Source organism: Nocardioides imazamoxiresistens (assembly GCF_032378595.1).
GTDB lineage: Bacteria > Actinomycetota > Actinomycetes > Propionibacteriales > Nocardioidaceae > Nocardioides > Nocardioides imazamoxiresistens.
The window spans coordinates 389,051-406,651 of sequence record NZ_JAVYII010000005.1 but is presented as its reverse complement, the minus strand read 5'-3'; the positions used below and the strand labels follow the sequence as shown (position 1 = coordinate 406,651).

17 protein-coding genes are annotated in these 17,601 nt (G+C 73.9%); 6 read left to right on the top strand and 11 right to left on the bottom strand.

The annotated features are described in order from the left end of the window. Window positions 1-27: 27 nt before the first annotated feature. The 6 genes from RDV89_RS13475 to mmsB all read right to left on the bottom strand — a co-directional run bounded on the left by RDV89_RS13475 (window position 28) and on the right by mmsB (window position 7,580). The gene (locus tag RDV89_RS13475; RefSeq protein WP_315733568.1) at window positions 28-1,062 is read right to left on the bottom strand and encodes a 2-keto-3-deoxygluconate permease; all 1,035 of its coding nucleotides are present in this window, start codon (window positions 1,060-1,062) and stop codon (window positions 28-30) included. A 114-nt stretch (window positions 1,063-1,176) separates the two neighbouring features. Beyond that, window positions 1,177-2,352 (bottom strand): glycerate kinase, encoded by a 1,176-nt coding sequence (locus RDV89_RS13470; protein WP_315733567.1) that lies wholly within the window; start codon window positions 2,350-2,352, stop codon window positions 1,177-1,179. Window positions 2,353-2,448: 96 nt separating this feature from the next. Beyond that, a complete protein-coding gene (locus RDV89_RS13465) occupies window positions 2,449-3,588 on the bottom strand; it encodes a CdaR family transcriptional regulator (RefSeq protein ID WP_315733566.1) in 1,140 nt (379 codons plus the stop codon). A gap of 101 nt (window positions 3,589-3,689) precedes the next feature. Further along, complete coding sequence (locus RDV89_RS13460) at window positions 3,690-5,174, bottom strand: aldehyde dehydrogenase family protein (protein ID WP_315733565.1); 1,485 nt, start codon at window positions 5,172-5,174, stop codon at window positions 3,690-3,692. 34 nt (window positions 5,175-5,208) lie between these two features. Beyond that, on the bottom strand, window positions 5,209-6,558 hold the full coding sequence (locus RDV89_RS13455) for an MFS transporter (RefSeq protein WP_315733564.1): 1,350 nt from the start codon (window positions 6,556-6,558) through the stop codon (window positions 5,209-5,211). Next, on the bottom strand, window positions 6,555-7,580 hold the full coding sequence (gene mmsB, locus RDV89_RS13450; protein WP_369012410.1) for a 3-hydroxyisobutyrate dehydrogenase: 1,026 nt from the start codon (window positions 7,578-7,580) through the stop codon (window positions 6,555-6,557). Before mmsB ends, RDV89_RS13455 begins: the two co-directional genes overlap by 4 nt. Before the next feature lie 188 nt (window positions 7,581-7,768). Between mmsB and RDV89_RS13445 the strand changes: the two genes are divergently transcribed. After that, window positions 7,769-8,659, top strand: a complete 891-nt coding sequence (locus RDV89_RS13445; protein ID WP_315733562.1) for a LysR family transcriptional regulator — start codon at window positions 7,769-7,771, stop codon at window positions 8,657-8,659. Between the two features lie 29 nt (window positions 8,660-8,688). Here the strand turns inward: RDV89_RS13445 and RDV89_RS13440 are convergent, their stop codons facing one another. Beyond that, a complete protein-coding gene (locus tag RDV89_RS13440) occupies window positions 8,689-9,375 on the bottom strand; it encodes a FadR/GntR family transcriptional regulator (protein WP_315733561.1) in 687 nt (228 codons plus the stop codon). A 131-nt stretch (window positions 9,376-9,506) separates the two neighbouring features. Here RDV89_RS13440 and RDV89_RS13435 point away from each other — a divergent pair, with 131 nt between their 5' ends. Beyond that, window positions 9,507-10,952 carry a GntP family permease gene (locus tag RDV89_RS13435; protein WP_315733560.1) on the top strand — a complete coding sequence of 482 codons (1,446 nt, stop codon included), beginning with the start codon at window positions 9,507-9,509 and terminating at the stop codon, window positions 10,950-10,952. Window positions 10,953-11,159: 207 nt separating this feature from the next. On the opposite strand, the gene RDV89_RS13430 is transcribed toward RDV89_RS13435, so the two are convergent. Continuing rightward, complete coding sequence (locus tag RDV89_RS13430) at window positions 11,160-11,897, bottom strand: GntR family transcriptional regulator (RefSeq protein WP_315733559.1); 738 nt, start codon at window positions 11,895-11,897, stop codon at window positions 11,160-11,162. 105 nt (window positions 11,898-12,002) lie between these two features. Between RDV89_RS13430 and RDV89_RS13425 the strand changes: the two genes are divergently transcribed. The 3 genes from RDV89_RS13425 to RDV89_RS13415 are packed head-to-tail and all read left to right on the top strand — an operon-like array spanning window position 12,003 to window position 14,461. Next, window positions 12,003-13,178: a CaiB/BaiF CoA transferase family protein gene (locus RDV89_RS13425; RefSeq protein WP_315733558.1), complete on the top strand. Its 1,176-nt coding sequence runs from the start codon at window positions 12,003-12,005 to the stop codon at window positions 13,176-13,178. Continuing rightward, window positions 13,175-13,942, top strand: a complete 768-nt coding sequence (locus RDV89_RS13420; RefSeq protein WP_315733557.1) for an enoyl-CoA hydratase — start codon at window positions 13,175-13,177, stop codon at window positions 13,940-13,942. Before RDV89_RS13425 ends, RDV89_RS13420 begins: the two co-directional genes overlap by 4 nt. A 45-nt stretch (window positions 13,943-13,987) precedes the next feature. Then, a complete protein-coding gene (locus RDV89_RS13415; RefSeq protein ID WP_315733556.1) occupies window positions 13,988-14,461 on the top strand; it encodes a hypothetical protein in 474 nt (157 codons plus the stop codon). 8 nt (window positions 14,462-14,469) lie between these two features. On the opposite strand, the gene RDV89_RS13410 is transcribed toward RDV89_RS13415, so the two are convergent. Continuing rightward, window positions 14,470-15,315, bottom strand: coding sequence for a 3-hydroxyacyl-CoA dehydrogenase family protein (locus RDV89_RS13410; protein WP_315733555.1), 846 nt, complete (start codon window positions 15,313-15,315; stop codon window positions 14,470-14,472). Window positions 15,316-15,377: 62 nt separating this feature from the next. Further along, window positions 15,378-16,079, bottom strand: a complete 702-nt coding sequence (locus RDV89_RS13405; RefSeq protein WP_315733639.1) for a Pr6Pr family membrane protein — start codon at window positions 16,077-16,079, stop codon at window positions 15,378-15,380. A 114-nt stretch (window positions 16,080-16,193) separates the two neighbouring features. Here RDV89_RS13405 and RDV89_RS13400 point away from each other — a divergent pair, with 114 nt between their 5' ends. Further along, the gene (locus RDV89_RS13400) at window positions 16,194-16,949 is read left to right on the top strand and encodes an alpha/beta hydrolase family protein (protein WP_315733554.1); all 756 of its coding nucleotides are present in this window, start codon (window positions 16,194-16,196) and stop codon (window positions 16,947-16,949) included. Here the strand turns inward: RDV89_RS13400 and RDV89_RS13395 are convergent. Beyond that, the gene (locus RDV89_RS13395) at window positions 16,918-17,586 is read right to left on the bottom strand and encodes a TetR/AcrR family transcriptional regulator (protein ID WP_315733553.1); all 669 of its coding nucleotides are present in this window, start codon (window positions 17,584-17,586) and stop codon (window positions 16,918-16,920) included. The genes RDV89_RS13400 and RDV89_RS13395 overlap by 32 nt on opposite strands. Between the last annotated feature and the right edge of the window lie 15 nt (window positions 17,587-17,601).

The following is a 17,601-nucleotide window of genomic DNA, read 5'->3' as shown; positions in this document are numbered from 1 at the left end:
GGTGGGGCGGGGGGACGGGTACGCCCGTCAGTGCTGCGGCAGCGGGTCCTCGCCGTCGGGCACGGCGGCCTTCTCGGCCATCGACTCGAGGTGCCCGGAGCGCTTGAGCATCCAGGTGGCCAGCAGCGGCGCGAGCAGCGCGGTGACGAGCACGGAGGCCGCGATCTGTGCGGTGGCCGTGCCCACGTACTCCTGGAACTTGGGGTCGGCGGCCGCGACCACCGCGGGCGTGCCGATCGAGTTGCCGGCCGTGGTGCCGGCCGCGAAGCCGACGCCCGACTCGCCGCCGCGGCGCAGGACGAGGCGGTAGCCGAGGTAGCACAGGCCGCCGGTCAGCGGCGCGATGAGCACGCCCAGCACGAGGCCGCTGAGGCCGCCGCTGATCACGTCGCGCAGGTCGATCGCGGTGCCGAGCGCGAAGGCGAAGAACGGGATCACGATGTTCGGCGTCGGGCGCACGATCTCGCGCCAGCGGGGGTCGACGTTGCCGACGAGCACGCCGAGCAGCAGCGGCGCGAGCGAGGCGAGCAGCGCGGTGAAGGGGATCTCGCCGAGACCGGAGGTGCCGAGGAAGAGCAGCGTCAGGAACGGACCGTCGTTGAGCGCCGAGCCGATGAAGGCGCCGCGGTCGCGCGAGTCGCCGTACTTGCTGGTGTAGGCCACCCACAACCCGCTGTTGCTGTTGTCGGAGGCCGCGAGGATCGCCAGGATCGAGAGCCCCATGATCCCGTCGAGGCCCACGAAGAGGCCGAGGATCACCACGAGGGTCGCGGGGATGAAGCTCTTGGCGACCAGCAGCACGCCGGCGTGCGCCATCACCGCGCCGCCCGTGCGGACGTTGACCTGCGTGCCGACCGCGAAGATCAGCAGGCCGATCAGGGGCAGGGCGCTGTCACGGAACAGCCCCGAGGTGAAGCTGCCGATGTCGAGGGCCGGAGCCGCGAACGTCCCGGCCAGCGAGCCCAGCACCAGCGGGATGATCATGATCCCGCCCGGGAAGCGGTCCATGGATCCGAAGAGCGGCGAGCGCAGGGGCTCGGGCCGCATTCCTGCAGGCGACATCGGTGTCTTCCTCTCGAGGTGGGTGTGCCGAGGGCGCACGCGTCCACGGACGCGTGCGTGACGGAGCGGTGTGCGACGCCCCGGTCGACCGTGCGGTCGCGGGGCGCGGCGGGGTCAGCGGTGGAGGACCACCCGCATGACCTGGGTCGTGGTGCGGGTGATGGCGGCGACCGCGCCCGTCCGCAGCTGGTCGAGGTCCTCGGCGCCGTTGGCGATCGAGAAGGCCCCGGTGATGCCGGCCTCGGCCAGCTCGGTGTCGCTCGCGCCGACGGAGCCGGCCACGACGAGCACGGGCACGTGCGCCGGGGTCAGGCGACGCACGGTGTCGACGACCTTGCCGCCGAAGGACTGGCTGTCGATCCGGCCCTCGCCGGTCAGCACGACGTCGACGTCCTCGAGGAGGGCGGGCAGGCCCAGGGTGTCGGCGACGAGCTCGCCGCCGGGGGAGATCTCGGCGCCGAGCAGCGCGCACATCCCGGCGGGCATGCCGCCGGCCGCGCCGGTGCCGGGCGCGGTGGCCACGTCCATGCCGGTGTGGGCGTGCAGCACCTCGGCGAGACGCCGCAGGCCGGTGTCCAGGGCGGTCACGTCGTCGGGCGTCGCGCCCTTCTGGGGGCCGAACACGGCCGCGGCGCCACGCTCGCCGACGAGGGGGTTGGTGACGTCGCAGGCGATCCGCCAGCGCACGGCGGCGGCCCGGGGGTCGAGGCCGTCGGTGTCGACCCGGTCCAGCCGGTGCAGCGACCCGCCGCCGTCGGGCAGCTCGACGCCGTCGGCGTCCAGCAGGCGTACGCCCAGGGCGCTCAGCAGGCCGGCGCCGCCGTCGGTGGTGGCGGAGCCGCCGATGCACAGCAGCACCTCGGTGCAGCCGGACTCGATCGCGGCCCGCGCCAGCACGCCGACACCGCGCGTGCTCGCCTCCAGCGGCTGCAGCGGCACGTCGCTGACCTGCGGCAGGCCGTTCGCCTCGGCGGCCTCGACGACCGCGGTCGTGCCGTCGGGGGACAGGCCCCAGCGCGCCACGACCGGCCGGCCCAGGGCGTCGGTGGTCTCGGCCTCGCGAGCGGTCACGTCCCACGCGCCCAGGAGGGCGTCGAGCGTGCCCTCGCCGCCGTCCGCGAAGGGCAGGGCGTGTACGACGGGCTGCTGCTCGGGCGCGAGGCCGTGCGCCGCGGCGCGTACGCCCTCCGCCATCGCCGCCGCGACGTCGCGTGCGGACGCGCTGCCCTTGAACGAGTCGGGCACCACGACGACCCGGGGGCGTGTGGTGCGCCGCACATCGTTGGACATGCCGAGGACACTAGGGCGACGCGGGTCACGTCCGCCAGGGTGATCCGCCCACATCGCAGCCGCCACTGGGCACTCTCGTATGTGCGGATCGCACGGTCAGGCTCCGGGGTCGCCCGCCGTCGCCTCGTGCGCCAGCGTCGCGCTGCGCAGCACCGCGGCGTGGTCGGGGCGCCGCAGGTCGAGACCCGTGAGCGTGCGGATCCGCTCGACCCGCTGCAGCAGGGTGTTGCGGTGCACGAAGAGCTCCGCCGCCGCTGCGGCCAGCGACGGCGCCCGGGCGACGACGCGCACGGTCTCGCGCTGCGCCGGGGCCAGGCGTGCGGCCGTGCGGGCGAGCCGGCGCAGCGTCCGGTCGGGCAGGTGGGCCACCCCGATCGCGGCCTCCGCGTCGCGCAGCTGCTCGACACCGGCTCCCGCCCCGGCCTCCGGGAGCAGCCGGGCCAGTCGGCCGAGCGCCTTGAGGTCGTGGGCCCAGGAGGCGAGGTCGTCCACGTCGTCCAACCCGTCCACGACGAGCCGCCGGGTCGCGGCGCCGCCGAGCCCGGGATCGATCCCGCGGCCGCCGGCGGCGACGACCCACAGCAGTCCGTGCATGACCACGGCGCAGGGACCGTCCGTGCGCAACCGCCGGTCGTTGAGCACCGTGACCGTGTGCTCGGCGTGCGGGGGCGGGGCGGCCGAGCCGTCGGGGCGCGGCGCCGGGTCGGCCCACACGGCGATCGACCAGGGGCCGGAGCCGAGGCCCGCCGAGCGCAGGCGGTCGAGCAGCGCCGGGGTCGACGAGCGGGCCGAGGCCAGGGTGGAGACGAGCTCGCGCGTGCGGGTGCGGGTGAGGTTCGCGCTGTCGTGCTCGCGCTCCTGGGTGAGCAGCAGCTGCATGGTCAGCGCCACGACGTGGGCGATCGGCTCGACGGTGCGCGGGTCGCCGGTGATGCCGACGACCCCGGCCACCTGGCCGTCGAGCTCGAGGGGGACGTTGATGCCCGGCCGGTCCACGACGCCCTCGACGACGCGGGTCACCACGACGGGCCGTCCTCCGGCGAGGACGCGGCGGGCGGCGCGGTGCGGCTTGCCGACCCGCTCGGGGACCGTCGAGGCGACGACCATCCCGCCGGCGTCCATCAGGTTGATGTCCTGGCGGATGGTCGAGGCCACCACGTCCACGACGCGCTGGCCGAGCTCGGCGCTCAGGGGCGCGCCGGCCGAGCTCGCGTCGGTGCTGCCGGGCTCCGCCATGGGCGTCACCCTAGGGCGTACGCGACGGCGCCGCCGGTCCGGAGCGAGGTGCTCCGGGCCGACGGCGCCGTGGGTGCTGCGGGTGGTGCGGGTGCCGCGGGTCAGCCGAGCTTGACGTTGACCTGCTTGATCTGGGTGAACGACTCGAGCGCACCCTCGATCGAGAACTCGCGCCCGATGCCCGACGACTTGTAGCCGCCGTAGCTCTGGCCGATCAGCTGGCCGCCGCCCTGGTTGACCTGCACCCAGCCGGACTCGATCCGGTGGGCGGTGTCGAGGGCCGCCGTCAGGTCCTGCGACCACACGTAGGCCGCGAGGCCGTAGTGCGAGTCGTTGGCCATCTTGACGACCTCGTCGCGGTCCGACCACGGGATGGCGACCAGGACGGGACCGAAGATCTCCTCCTGGGCGATCCGCCAGTCGTTGCCGACCGACGAGAAGATCGTCGGGCCCTGGTAGAACCCGTCGAGGCCCGCCGGCACCTGCTCGGACAGGTCGAGGGGGACCTCGACGCCCGACTGGGCCTTGCCGTCCGCGATGTACGACTTGATCTGGTCGAACTGCTTCTGGTTGATGATCGCGCCCATGTCGGTCGCCTCGTCGAGGGGGTCGCCCACGACGAGCTTGCCGACCTGGGAGACGAGCTCGGCGAGGAACTCGTCGTAGACGTCGCGGTGGACGAACAGGCGCGAGCCCGCCGTGCAGGACTGACCCTGGCGGGTGAACCGCATCGCGGTCAGCACGCCGGTGGCGGTGCTGGCGAGGCGGTCGCCGGCCACGGCGTCCGGGAACACGATGTTGGGGCTCTTGCCGCCCAGCTCGAGGGAGACGTGCGCCAGGCGCTCGCCGGCCGCCGAGGCGACGTGGTGGCCGACCCGGCTCGAGCCGGTGAAGGACACCTTGTCGACGCCGCGGTGCTGCACGAGGGCCTCGCCGACCTCCTGGCCGTAGCCGGTGAGGACGTTGAGCACGCCGTCGGGCAGGAACGGGGACACGATCTCGGCCATCCGCAGGATGGTCAGGGGCGCGTCCTCGGCCGCCTTGAGCACGATGGTGTTGCCCGACGCCAGCGCCGCCGGCACCTTCATGGCGGCGATCATCAGCGGCGAGTTCCACGGCAGGATGCCGGCCACGACGCCGAGGGGCTCGCGGCGCGTGTACTGCAGCTGGTCGTCCCCCGCGGGGAGCGTGACGCCCTTGAACTCGCCCGCCACGCCACCGAAGTAGCGGAACAGGGCGACGAGCGTCTGCGACTCCGGACGCGCCTGCGGGCGCAGGGCGTTGCCGGTGTCGATCGCGGTGAGCTGCGCCAGCTCCTCGGCCGCCTGCTCGAGGGCGTCGGCCGCCTTCAGCAGGGCGACCTGACGGTCCTTGAAGTGGGTGGAGCGCCACGCGGGGAACGCCGCGCGGGCGGCCTTGACGGCACGGTCCGCGTCCTCCTCGCGCGCCCGGGGCGTACGCCCCAGCGACAGGCCGCGACGGCCGGGGGACGTGACGTCGATCCACTCGCCGCCGACGGCCTCCACCCGCTCGCCACCGATCAGCATCAGGTGGTCGCCGGACGGGGTCTCGATGGTCTGTGTCATCGGTTGATCTCCTTCGTCGTTGTCGTCGTGGCCGTCAGCGCGCGGCGTGCACGTCGTCGAGGTCCGTCAGCGAGCTGCCCCGGGTCTCCTTGGCGAACGCCAGGGCGACGAGGCTGACCACCGCGGCGCCGGCCAGGTAGAACGCGATCGGGGTGGTGCTGTCGTAGCGGTCGAGCAGCGCCACGGCGATGATCGGCGCCATCGAGCCGGCCGCGATCGCGGTGACCTGGTAGCCGAGCGAGACGCCGGCGTAGCGCATCTTGGTCGGGAACATCTCCGACATCAGCGACGGCTGCGGGGCGTACATGAGGCCCTGGATCGCGAGGCCGAGCACGACGGCCAGGATGATCTGGACGTCGCTGCCGGTGTCCATCATCGGGAAGGCCCAGAAGCCCCAGGTCGCCGTGCCGAGCACACCGAGCAGGTAGACGGGCTTGCGGCCCCAGATGTCGGAGAGCAGGCCCACGGCGGGCACCACGAAGACGTGCGAGAGGTGGCCGACCAGGAGCAGCAGCAGCACGTGCTCGACGTCGAAGCCGATGTGGTCCTGGCGCAGGTAGCTGATCGTGAACGTGACGACCATGTAGTACATGATGTTCTCGCAGAAGCGCAGGCCCATGGCCGTGAGCACCTGCTTGGGGTAGTACTTCACGACCTCGAGAACGGTCGAGCGGGACGCCTTCTCGGCCTCCTCCTTCTCGACGGCGGCCTTGAAGATGGGCGCGTCCTCGACCTTGGTGCGGATGTACCAGCCGACGAGCACGATGATCGCCGAGGCGAAGAACGCGATGCGCCAGCCCCAGTCGAGGAAGGCCTGCTCGCTCAGGCCCGCCGAGAGGCCGAGCATCACGAGCGTCGCGATGAGGTTGCCGATCGGCACGCCGGCCTGCGGGTAGCTGGCCCAGTAGCCGCGGCGGTTGTCCGGCGCGTGCTCGGCGACGAGCAGCACCGCGCCGCCCCACTCGCCGCCCACGGCGAAGCCCTGGACGAAGCGCAGGACGATCAGCAGGACCGCGGCCCAGACGCCGATCTGGGCGTGGCCCGGCAGGGCGCCCATGAGGAAGGTGGAGACACCGACCAGGACGATGGAGAGCTGCAGCAGCTGCTTGCGGCCGAACTTGTCGCCGTAGTGGCCGAAGACGAGACCACCGATGGGGCGGGCGATGAAGCCGACCGCGTAGGTGCCGAGCGCGGCGATGGTGCCGACGGTCGGGTCGCTCTCGGGGAAGAAGACGGCGGGGAAGACCAGGATGGCCGCGGTCGCGTAGACGAAGAACTCGTACCACTCGACGACCGTGCCGGCCATCGAGGCGGCGACGACCTTGCGGAGGTTGGACTTTCCGGCCGGCGGCACGGTGGGTGCGCTGGTGGGGGCGGTGCTCACGGGGTGTTCTCCTGGCTCAGGGTCGCGGTGACGTCCGCGTCGAGGGTGTCGTTCGTCAGCTCGCCGTCGACGAGCTTGACCAGGACCGAGCAGTCCTGGCCGCCGAGCCCGAGCTCGATCAGCTGGTCCATCCGCTGGCGCACGGCCGTGGCGAACGGGAGCGCGGTGGACGTCGAGCCGCCCGCCGCGATGGCGAGGTCGAGGTCCTTGCGCAGCAGGGCGGTGGCGAAGCCGCCCTGGAAGTCGCGGTTGACCGCGGCGGTCTCCACGACGTCCTTGATGGGGTACCAGGTGCGCAGCGCCCAGCTGTCGCCGGAGGAGACCTTGGCGATCTCCCAGAAGGTGCTGGCGTCGAGGCCGAGGCGCTCGGCGAGGACGGCGCCCTCGGCGGTGGCCGCGAGGGTGATGCCGAGCATCATGTTGTTGGTCAGCTTGGCGGCCTGGCCGTTGCCGGCGCCACCGGTGTAGAAGATGCGGCCGGCGAGGACGTCGATCACCGCGCGGACGTCCTCGAGCACGGCCTCGTCGCCGCCGACCATGAAGGTCAGCGTGCCGGCCGCGGCACCGGAGATGCCGCCGGAGACCGGGGCGTCGAGGAAGCGGAGGCCGGCAGCGGTCGTCGTCTCGTGCAGCTCGCGCGCGGCGTCGATGTCGATCGTGGAGGAGTCCACGACCACGGCGCCCTGCTTGGCGTTCGCGAGGACGCCGTCCTCACCGCCGAGCACCGCCTTCACGATGTCGTGGTTCGGCAGCATGGTGAACACGACGTCGGCGTCGGCGACCGTCGCGGCCACCGTCTCCTCGAGCGTCACGCCCTGCTCGGCCGCGGCGGCGCGAGCGGTCTCCGAGAGGTCGAAGCCGTGCACGTCGTGGCCAGCGGCGACGAGGCGCCCGCTCATCGGGGCACCCATGTTGCCCAGACCGATCCAACCGATTCGCATGTCTCTGCTTTCTACGAGGGTGCTGATCCGTGCTCCGGGACGTGACGCAGGTCGCGTGACGCGGGGCACTCGACCGACCATGGTGGGTGGTCCCGGTCACGTCTGACAATGGCGGGAAGCACGCGGCGCGTGTGCAGAAATGCACAGCGTCGCGCCCGCCCGCGCAGCGCGCGGTAGCAGGTGGGCTAAAGTCGGGTGGCGTCCTGCGGGACGGCCCTCGACGGCCGGCGACCTGCCGGCGTCGGCGGAGGAACGACGGAGCCGGACGGATGCGCGCTGACGACCTGCTGATCATGCTCGAGGTCGCTCGCTCGCGCTCCTTCGTGCAGGCGGGCGTCGCCCTGGGGATGGACCACACCACCGTGTCGCGGCGCATCGCCAGCCTCGAGAAGGAGCTGGGGGACCGCGTCGTCGACCGCTCGCTGGCGGGCGTGCAGCTGACCAGCCTCGGGCGGGCGATCCTGCCGGCGGCCGAGCAGGTCGCGCGCGCGATGGACGTCGCGGAGCAGACGGTACGCCCCGACCGCAGCGTCGCCGGGCACGTGCGCGTCGCCTCGCCCGAGGCCTTCGGCGCCCGCTTCGTGGCGCCGGCGATGGCGCGGCTGCACCAGCAGCACCCCGGGGTCAGCATCGAGCTGGTCGCGGCCACGCGGCCGCTCGGCCAGGCCACCGGGGTGGACGTCGAGATCGGGGTCGGCACGCCGACGACGCGGCGCTTCGAGGTGACGCCGCTGGCCGACTACAGCCTGTCGCTGTACGCCTCGACCGCCTACCTCGAGCGGGCGGGCACGCCGACCCTGGAGACGCTGACCGAGCACCCCGTCATCTACTACATCGACGCGCTGCAGCGCGTCGACGAGCTCGGCCTGGCCGACGCCGGCATCCCGGTCGACTCCGTGCAGATCGGCTCGACGAGCGTGCTGGTCCAGCACGAGGCGACGATCGCGGGCGGCGGGGTCGGGCTGCTGCCCGACTTCCTCGCGCGCTCGACGCCCGGGCTGGTGCGGCTGCTGTCGGACGAGGTGCGCCTCGTGAAGCCGATGGTGGCGCTGCTCCCGCCGCGCGTCCTGCGGCGTCCCGCGGCCATCGCCTTCATGGCGACCCTGGTGCGCGAGATCGCCGAGCGCCGGCTCGAGCTGCTCGAGGACGCGACCGGCTGACGCGGCGCGGGCGTACCGCTCGGCCCCGCTCAGCCCTCGAGGCCGGAGCGCTCGTAGAACTCGCGGATGTGCCGGGTGACGGCGATCTCCGCCGTGTGGGGGTCCCGGGCCGCGATCGCGGCCACGACGGCGCGGTGCTCGGCCCGCAGCTTGGTCAGCAGCTCCGACCAGTCGTCGACGTTGGGGATGGAGCGCAGCACGTAGGACTCGATCGAGCCGCGCAGCGAGGCCATCATCTGGGCGACGACCGCGTTGCCCGAGAGCACGGCGAGCTCGACGTGCAGCCGGGCGTCGAGCTGCAGGAACTCGTCGAGCTGGATGTCGGGCTCGTCCATCCGGTCGAGGAGCGGGAGCACTCCGTCGACCGAGCCGTCGCCCCGCGCGGCGGCCGCCACGGCCCACGACTCGAGCAGCACCCGGGTCTCGACGATCTGCGCGACCGGGAAGGCGCGGGTCGCGACGTGCAGTCGCACGGCGCTGTCGAAGGCCAGCGAGGGGTCGGCGACCAGCACGGCGCCGGAGCCGTCCCCGGACCCGACGGCCCGGCGTACGACACCCATCGCCCCCAGCACCTGCAGCGCCTCGCGCACCGAGCCGCGGGAGACCCCCAGCTGCTCGGCGAGCGCCCGCTCGCCGGGCAGGCGCATGCCCACCACCAGGGCACCCTCCTCGAGCTGCTCCTCGATATGACGCAGCACGGTGTCGCTCGCTCGCACGGGGCTCAGCGTACGGCCGGAGCGGATCGGTGGCCGACACCCCCTGTTGCCCACGTCACACAACGGCTACGGTGTGGTCCTACCACGTGTGGTCCTACCACAGTCGAAACCGGAAGGTGGCCGCGCTGCCGATGACGTACGACCCTCTGTTCCTCCACACCGCGATCACGATCGTCGGCATCATCGTGCTGATCGTGGTGCTGAAGATCCACCCGATGTTCTCGCTGCTCGCGGGCGTCCTCTACCTCGGCATCGCCAGCGGCCTCGGCCTCGACGACACGCTCAACGCCCTCACCCTCGGGTTCGGCGACATCCTCGCCGAGATCGGCCTGCTCATCGCCTTCGGCATCACCCTCGGCACCGCGCTCAACGAGCTCGGGGCGATCGAACGCGTCGTGCGCGGTCTGGTCAAGGTGTTCGGCAAGCGCAAGTCGCCGTACGCCATCGGCCTCACCGCCGGCACGGCTCTGCAGCCGATCTTCGCCGACGTGATGCTCGTCGTGACCGCGCCCATCGCCCGCGGCCTCGCCCGCACCAGCGGCGACCGCGGCATCCCGCGGCTCGCCGCCGCGCTCGTCACCGGCATCCTCGTCGGCCTGACGATGATGATCCCGAGCGTCGGCTCCCTCGCCCTCGCCGGCGTCATCGACGTCCCGCTGTGGCGCTACCTCCTCATCGGCGGCGCCGTCGGCGCGATCACCATCGTCGTGACGATCTTCCTGATGACGGTCCTCATCGAGCGCACCCGCTTCTGGAACCCCGAGAAGGACGAGGACCGCGCGACCATGGACGCCCTCGACGGCATCGCGCCCGATGACGAGGACCTCGCCGGTCCCGGTGGTTCCGGGGCCGCCGGGGTCTCCGGCGGGGCCGGGGGAGCGGTGCGTACGCCCGCGCCCGCGGTCGACGCGCCCGTCGCCGCCCCGGCGCGCACGGTGCCCGTGCTGCTGGCCGGCGTGCCGGTGATCGCCGCGCTGCTGCTGGTCGCTGCCGGCTCGCTCAGCGACGTCTTCGGTGTCGAGAACGCGCTGCTGACCTTCCTGTCCGCACCGACGGTCGCGCTGCTGATCGGCGCGTTCGGCGCCGTGCTGCTGGTGCGGTGGTACCGCGGCCAGGCCGGCGTGAAGCGGGCGCTGGACTCGAGCTTCTCCTCGCTCGGCGAGGTGCTCGTGCTGACCGGCCTCGGTGGCGCGCTCGCCGGGCTCGTCAAGGCCACCGGCCTCGGCGACGTGCTCGGCGAGCTCTTCGAGTCGAGCGCCGGGCCGCCGATCCTGCTCGCCTGGACCATCGCGATGGTGTTGCACGTGGCGATCGGGTCGGTCAGCGTCGCCGCCATCACGGCCGCCGGCATCCTCGGCCCGGCCGCGAGCAGCGCCGGCGTCGACCCGATCCTGGTCGCGCTCGCCGCGGCCGCCGGCGCCCTGTTCCTCATGACCGTGCACAGCAACTTCTTCTGGATGGCCAAGAACCTGCTCGGCCAGACGACCAGCGGCGCGGTGAAGGTGGTCGGCGCGTCGACCTCCATCGCCTCCGTGGTCGGGCTGGGCGTCGTGCTCGCGCTGAGCCTGGTGCTCTAGGCCGGCGCCCCTCCGGGCCGGCCCCTCCGGGCTGGCCGCTCCGGGCTGGCCGCTCCGGGCTGGCCCGGAGAAGAAAACGCGGACCGGTCGGCAGAGAACGCGGACGGACGATCCTCTTCGAGGCTCTTCCGTCCGCGTTCTCTCGTGCGCGGTCCGCGTTTTCTCTGCCGGCGTCCAGGCGTGCGGCGGCCCGTCGGCGGGCCGGCCTCAGGCGCCCGCGTCGCGCCGCTGCGCGAGCCAGCGGTCCGACTCGGGCGTCCCGCCGTCGAGGCCCTCGACGACGGCGAGGAAGCTGCGGTGCCCGTGCTCGGCGAACGCGGCGAGGGCGGCGTCGACCTCGCCGCTCTCGAGGGCCTCGAGCAGCGACCGGTGGCGCGCCGCGTTGCCGGCCGGCGACTCCTGGGTGCGGCTCGCGACGTTGAGGCTCATGCACAGCTGCATCTGCAGCTGCAGGCTGCGGTACGTGCCGGTGAGTCGCTCGTGCCGGGCGAGGTCGACGACGGCGAGGTGGAAGGCGTACCCCAGCTCCACCAGCGTGGCGCCCCCCGTGCCGGCCTCGCCCGCCCGCTCGAGGTCGGCGAGCGCGTCGCGCACGGGCGCGAGGTCGGCGTCGGGATCGGTGAGCGGGAGCGCGAGGCGCAGGGCGAGGGTCTCGAGCCCGTCGCGCAGGGTGACGATCTCGTAGACGTCGTGGCGGGTCAGCTGCCGCACGACCATCCCGCGCCGGGGGTGCTGCACGACGAGGCCGTCGTGCTGGAGGCTCTGGAGGGCCTCGCGGACCGGCGGACGGGAGACGCCGAGGCGCTCGGTGAGCCGGGTCTCGACGAGGTGCTCGCCGGGCTGCAGCTCGCCGCCCAGGATCATCGCGCGCAGCGCCTCGGCGGCCAGCCGGGCCATGCTCGGGGGCGCCACGATGCGGCCGGCGGCGGCCTCGGGGGCGTTCATCCTGCGCACTCTAGGGCTCCTCCCGGTCCGGGCCGGACGGCCTTGCCGTGGCCCACACCACAGCCTACGGTCTACGGTATACAGAAATCGACCGGAGGTTACTCTGTGACGTCACCTGCTCCCGGCCCGCTCGACGGCATCCTCGTCGTCGAGGTCGGCTCGTTCATCGCGGCGCCCTTCGCCGCCACGCAGCTCGCCGACCTGGGGGCCCGCGTGGTCAAGGTCGAGGCTCCCGGCACCGGCGACTTCGTGCGCGGCAACGCCCCGTTCGTCGACGGGGAGAGCTCGGCCTTCGTGCGGCTCAACCGCAACAAGGAGTCCGTGGCCCTCGACCTCAAGAGCGAGGAGGGGCGCGCGGCGTTCCGCGACCTGGTCGCGCGTGCCGACGTGCTGGTGGAGAACCTGCGGCCGGGCGCGATGCGCCGCATGGGTCTGGGCTACGAGGACCTCGCGGCCGAGAACCCCCGCCTGCTGTACGCCTCGGCGTCGGGCTGGGGGCAGGACGGCCCGCTGGCCGACCTCCCCGGGCTGGACATCATGGCGCAGGCGCGCTCGGGGCTGATGAGCGTGACGGGGTTCCCGGACGCCGGCCCGGCCAAGGTGGGCGTCCCGGTGTGCGACCTGATGTGCGCGATGTACGTCGCCCTCGGCGTCGTCGCCGGCCTGCGCGAGCGGGACCGGTCGGGGCGCGGGCAGTACCTCGACGTCTCCCTCTACGAGTCCGGCGTCTCCCTGGCCGTCTGGGAGGCCGGGCGCTACCTGGGTGACGGCACGGTGCCGGGCCCGCAGGGCTCCGCCCACCAGAGCCAGGCGCCGTACCAGGCCTTCGTCACCGTCGACGGCTACGTCACGATCGGCGCGAACACCCCCGGCCTGTGGCAGCGCCTGTGCGAGGCCCTCGGGCTCACGGCGCTGCTGGACGACGAGCGGTTCGCCGGCAACGCCGAGCGGATGGCGCACCGCGACGACCTCGTCGCGGCCATCGAGCGGGTCACCGGCGACCTGCCCACCGACACCGTGATCGAGCGGCTGCAGGCGGCGGGCGTGCCCTGCGCGCCCATCCAGACCTACGACCAGGTCTTCGCCGACCCGGCCCTCGAGGCGCGCGACTTCTTCTGGGACGCCCCGCACCCGACGCTGGGCGCCGTGCGCCAGGTCGGCTCGCCGATGCGCTTCTCCCGCACCCCGGCGCGGCGGGGGAGCGCGGGCCCGCTGCTGGGCGCCGACACCGACGCGGTGCTCGCCGAGCTGGGCGCCGACGCCGAGAGGGTCCGGTCGTGAACGACGAGCTGGTCGTGGAGCTGGACGGCTCCGTCCTGCGGGTCACCTTCAACCGGCCGCAGGCCCGCAACGCGATGACCTTCGCGATGTACGAGGGCCTCGTCGCCGCCTGCGAGCGCGCCGACGGCGACGAGGGCGTACGCGCGGTGCTCCTGCGCGGCGCCGGCGGCCAGGCCTTCGTGGCCGGCACCGACATCGCGCAGTTCGCGGGCTTCGACGGGCCGCGGGGCGTGGAGTACGAGCGCACCATCGACGCCACCATCGGTCGGCTGCTCGACGTGCGGGTGCCGGTCGTCGCCGCGATCGACGGCTTCTGCATCGGGGGTGGTCTCGCCATCGCCGCGGCCGCCGACGTGCGGGTGGCGCACCCGTCGTCGCGCTTCGGCTACCCGATCGCCCGCACGCTCGGCAACACGCTCTCGGCGGCCAGCTACGCCCTGACGATGCGCCACTTCGGCCACGCCCGGACCATCGACATGATCACGACCGCGCGCCTGCTGGACGCGGAGACGGCACGCGAGGCGGGGTTCGTCTCGCGCCTCGACGAGGACGTCACCGCCTGCGCCGAGGGGGTTCTGGAGAAGATCCTGGCCCACGCCCCCCTGACCATGGCCGCGGGCAAGGAGATCCTGCGACGCCTGCACCGCGCCGCGGGCAGGGTGGACGCCGACGACGTCGTGGCCGAGGTCTACGGCTCGTCCGACTTCGCCGCGGGGGTCGCCGCCTTCACGTCGCGTTCGACCGCGACCTGGACGGGCTCGTGACCGTGTCCTGCTAGCGTCGCCGCACCGACGGGGGCGGGGGAGCCGATGGACGTGCGCGAGGCGATCGCCAGGGGCGGCGCGGTGGCCGGCGCCGTGCTGATGGGCGCGGCGCTGGCCGTGCCTTTGCGGGTAGCCGAGGAGTCGCCCGCGTCGCGGCGCGACCTGCTGTGGGCCGGTGAGAGGCTGGGTACGCCCGCCGTCGCGGCCTACCTCGTGGTCTGCCTGGCCGTCGTGGTGGCGCTGCTCGCGGCGTGCCGGCGTAGGCCCGCCCGTTCCCGCCGGGTCGGAGCCGCCGCGCTCGTGCCGCTCGGAGCGGCGGGGGCGTGGCTCGTCACGCTGCCCGGCCGGGACGACGTGCTGCTGTGGGACGGGACGGACGCCCGGGGCCGTCCCACGGGCGGGATGGTCACCGCCGACCTGTGGGTGGGGGCCTGGTGCGGGGTCGCGGGCGGGGTCCTGCTGGCGCTGGCCGGGCTCGCCCTGCTCGTGCTGACGTCCCGGCGCGCCCCGGGGCGCTGACGGCCGGTTCAGTCCCGCACGAACGCCCGCCGGACCGCCGCCCGGGTCCGCTCGTCGCCCTCGGGCGTGTGCTCGTGGAAGCCGCGGCCCGTCTTCGCGCCCAGGTCGCCGGACTCGACGGCGGCGACCAGCTCCGGCGGTGCAGCGTCGTCGTCCGCGAGGTCCGGGAAGATCACCGCGGTCAACGACCGCCAGGTGTCGAGGCCGCCGAGGTCGAGGACGGAGAACGGCCCCGCCGCGGCCCAGCGCGGACCGAGGCCGCCGGTCACCACCGTGTCGACGAGCTCGGGGGTGGCGACGCCCTCGCGCACGAGGTGGAGCGCCTCGCGCACGAGCGCCGCCTGCAGCCGGTTGGCCACGAACCCGGGCACCTCGCGGGCCAGGGGCACGACGAGCTTGCCGGCCGCGCGCAGCAGGGCGACGACGTCGTCGACGATCTCGGGCCGGGTGGCCGGTGACGGCACGACCTCGACGAGCGGCACGACGTCGGCGGGGTTGAAGAAGTGCACGATCACGAGGCGGCCCGGGTCCTGCAGCCCCGCGGCCAGGACGCTCGGCACCAGGCTGGAGGTGTTCGACGCGATCGGTGCGTCACCGGCGTGCCGCTCCACCTCCGCGTACAACGCGTGCTTGACCGCCAGGTCCTCCACGACGGCCTCGAGCACCAGCGTGGTGCCGGTGACCGCGCCGGCCAGGTCGGCGTACGCCTCGATCCCGGGGTGGCGGGAGGCGACCGCCTCCGCGACCTCGGGTCGCGTGTCGAAGAGCCGGACCTCGTGGCCCGCCTCGGCGAGCACGACCGCGATCCCGGCCCCCATGATCCCTGCTCCCAGCACGCTGACCGGCCAGCTCATCGTCGCTCCCTCGTCACCCTCGTCGCCCGTTGCACGCGCCGGCTCCGCGGCCGACGCGGCGCTCATCGTAGGGACGGCGGCGCGTCGTCCGGGACCCGGCGGGGCAGGCGCTGGTCGAGCGCGGCCAGGGCCGCGACCAGGACGGCGGCGAGGACCACGACGGCCCCCGTGCCGAGCAGGGCGGCCGCGTACCCCTCGGCGGCGGCGTCGAGGAACGGGTACGGGTACCAGTCCGTGATCGCGCCGTGCAGGAACGTCCAGGCGATCCAGGCGACCGGCCAGCCGAAGGCGAGCGCGATCGTGCGTGCGTCGATGCGCGGACGCGGGCCGACGACGAGCCAGACGAGCAGCGCCGCCCACGGCGCGACGTAGTGCAGGCCGGTGTTGGCCCAGGCGGCCGCACCCTCCACCTCGACGATCGGCGCGAGGACCGTGGCGAAGACGATGCCCGTGACGAGGATGCCGAGCAGGGCGTCGAGGCGCAGCACCCGCCACCAGCGTCCGTCGCGTCCCGGTCGGACGGCCAGGCTGGCGGAGGCCACGAGCAGCAGCACGTTGCTCTGGATCGTGAAGTAGCTGAAGAGGCGGACGAGCCGCGTGCCGAGCGGCACCTGGTCGGTGGCGTCGCCCGAGCTGGCGTCCTCGCCGCCGGCCAGCACGAGGACCACCTGGAGCACCAGTGACGCGGCGACGACCACGGCCAGGACGGCGTGGGCGGCGCGTGCGGAACCCGGGGAGGGCGCGGAGCCGGCGGACGGGCGCATGGACGTCACGTGGTGAGTGTCGCGCGCGTCGCACCGCGGCGCCACGCCATCTCGCCGCGTACCGGCAGGTAGTGACGTAGAACGGTCCGCGTCGTCGCCCCAGGAGGAGAAGTCGTGGCCGTACGCGTGTCGTTCCCCAGCTCGACCGGACCGTCGCTGGCGGGTCTCGTCGACGAGCCCGAGGGCCCGGTGCGGGGGTGGGGCGTCTTCGTCCACGGGTTCACGCTCGGCAAGGACTCGCCGGCCGCGTCCCGGGTCTGCAAGCAGCTGGCCCGCGAGGGCATCGGGATGCTGCGCTTCGACGCCCTCGGGCTCGTCGACTCCGAGGGGGAGTGGGGCGACGGGTCGTTCACGGTGAAGGTCGCCGACACGCGCCGAGCCGTCGAGTTCATGGCCGAGCGCGGCACGCCCGCGTCGCTGCTCGTCGGGCACTCGTGGGGCGGGGCGGCGGCGATCGCGGCGGCCTCCGACGGGGCGGAGGTGGCGGCCGTCGCCTCGATCGCGGCGCCGGTCGACCCGGGCCACGCGGAGCACCAGTACGACGCGCTCGTCGACCGCGTGCTCGACGACGGCGAGGCCGAGTGGCGGGTCGGCGGCAAGGCGCTGACCCTGACCCGGGCCTTCGTCGAGGACGTCCGCCGCGCCGAGTTCCGCGACCGCATCGACCGCCTGCGCCGCCCCCTGCTGGTGCTGCACTCGCCGACCGACAACACGGTCGGGGTCGGCAACGCCAGCGAGATCTTCCAGCGCGCCCGCCACCCGCGCAGCTTCGTCGCGCTCGAGGGCGCCGACCACCTGCTGACCGCCCCCGGCCAGGCGCAGCGCGCCGCCCGGCTCGTCAGCGCGTGGGCGGAGCCGTACCTGGGGTGAGACCGGCTGCTCCCGTGCCGGTCGGTCCTTGCCGCACCAGCAGCGCGAGCACCTGACCGAAGAGGTCGTCGGGGACGCGGTCGCCGTCGAGCTGCAGCTCGATGGCGAAGCCGTGCGAGAGCGCGAGCAGCACCGTCGCCAGCTGCTCCGGGGGCATCGGCAGCACGGCACCGGTGTCGGCGGCGTGCTCCGCGATGGCCGCGGTGACGGTGTCGTGCAGGTCGCGCCGGTGCGTCATCAGCGTGTCGTCGCGGACCTGGCCGCCCGGTGCGGCGCGCACCTCCCGCTGCCACAGCTCGAGGAAGAGCATGTGCCGCTCCGGCTGGCGCACGAAGCTGCGGGTCAGCTCGTCGCCCAGCGCCTGGGCGCGCTCGACCATGGAGCCGCCGGCCTCGACCGCAGCCAGTCCGAGGTCGACGTCGGAGCGCAGGTTCTCCGCGACCACGGCCTCGACGAGGTCGTCCTTGCCGGCGAAGTTCGAGTAGATCGCACCCTTGGTGAGCCCCGCCTCCGCGGCCACCTCTTCGAGGGACGCGGCGTCGATGCCGGCCCGGGCGAAGACGCGGGCCGCGGCCTCGAGGAGGGTGCGGCGCACCTCGGCCCGCGGAGGGCGTCGGCGGCCGGGCGTGGTTGACACGCCGGGCACGATACC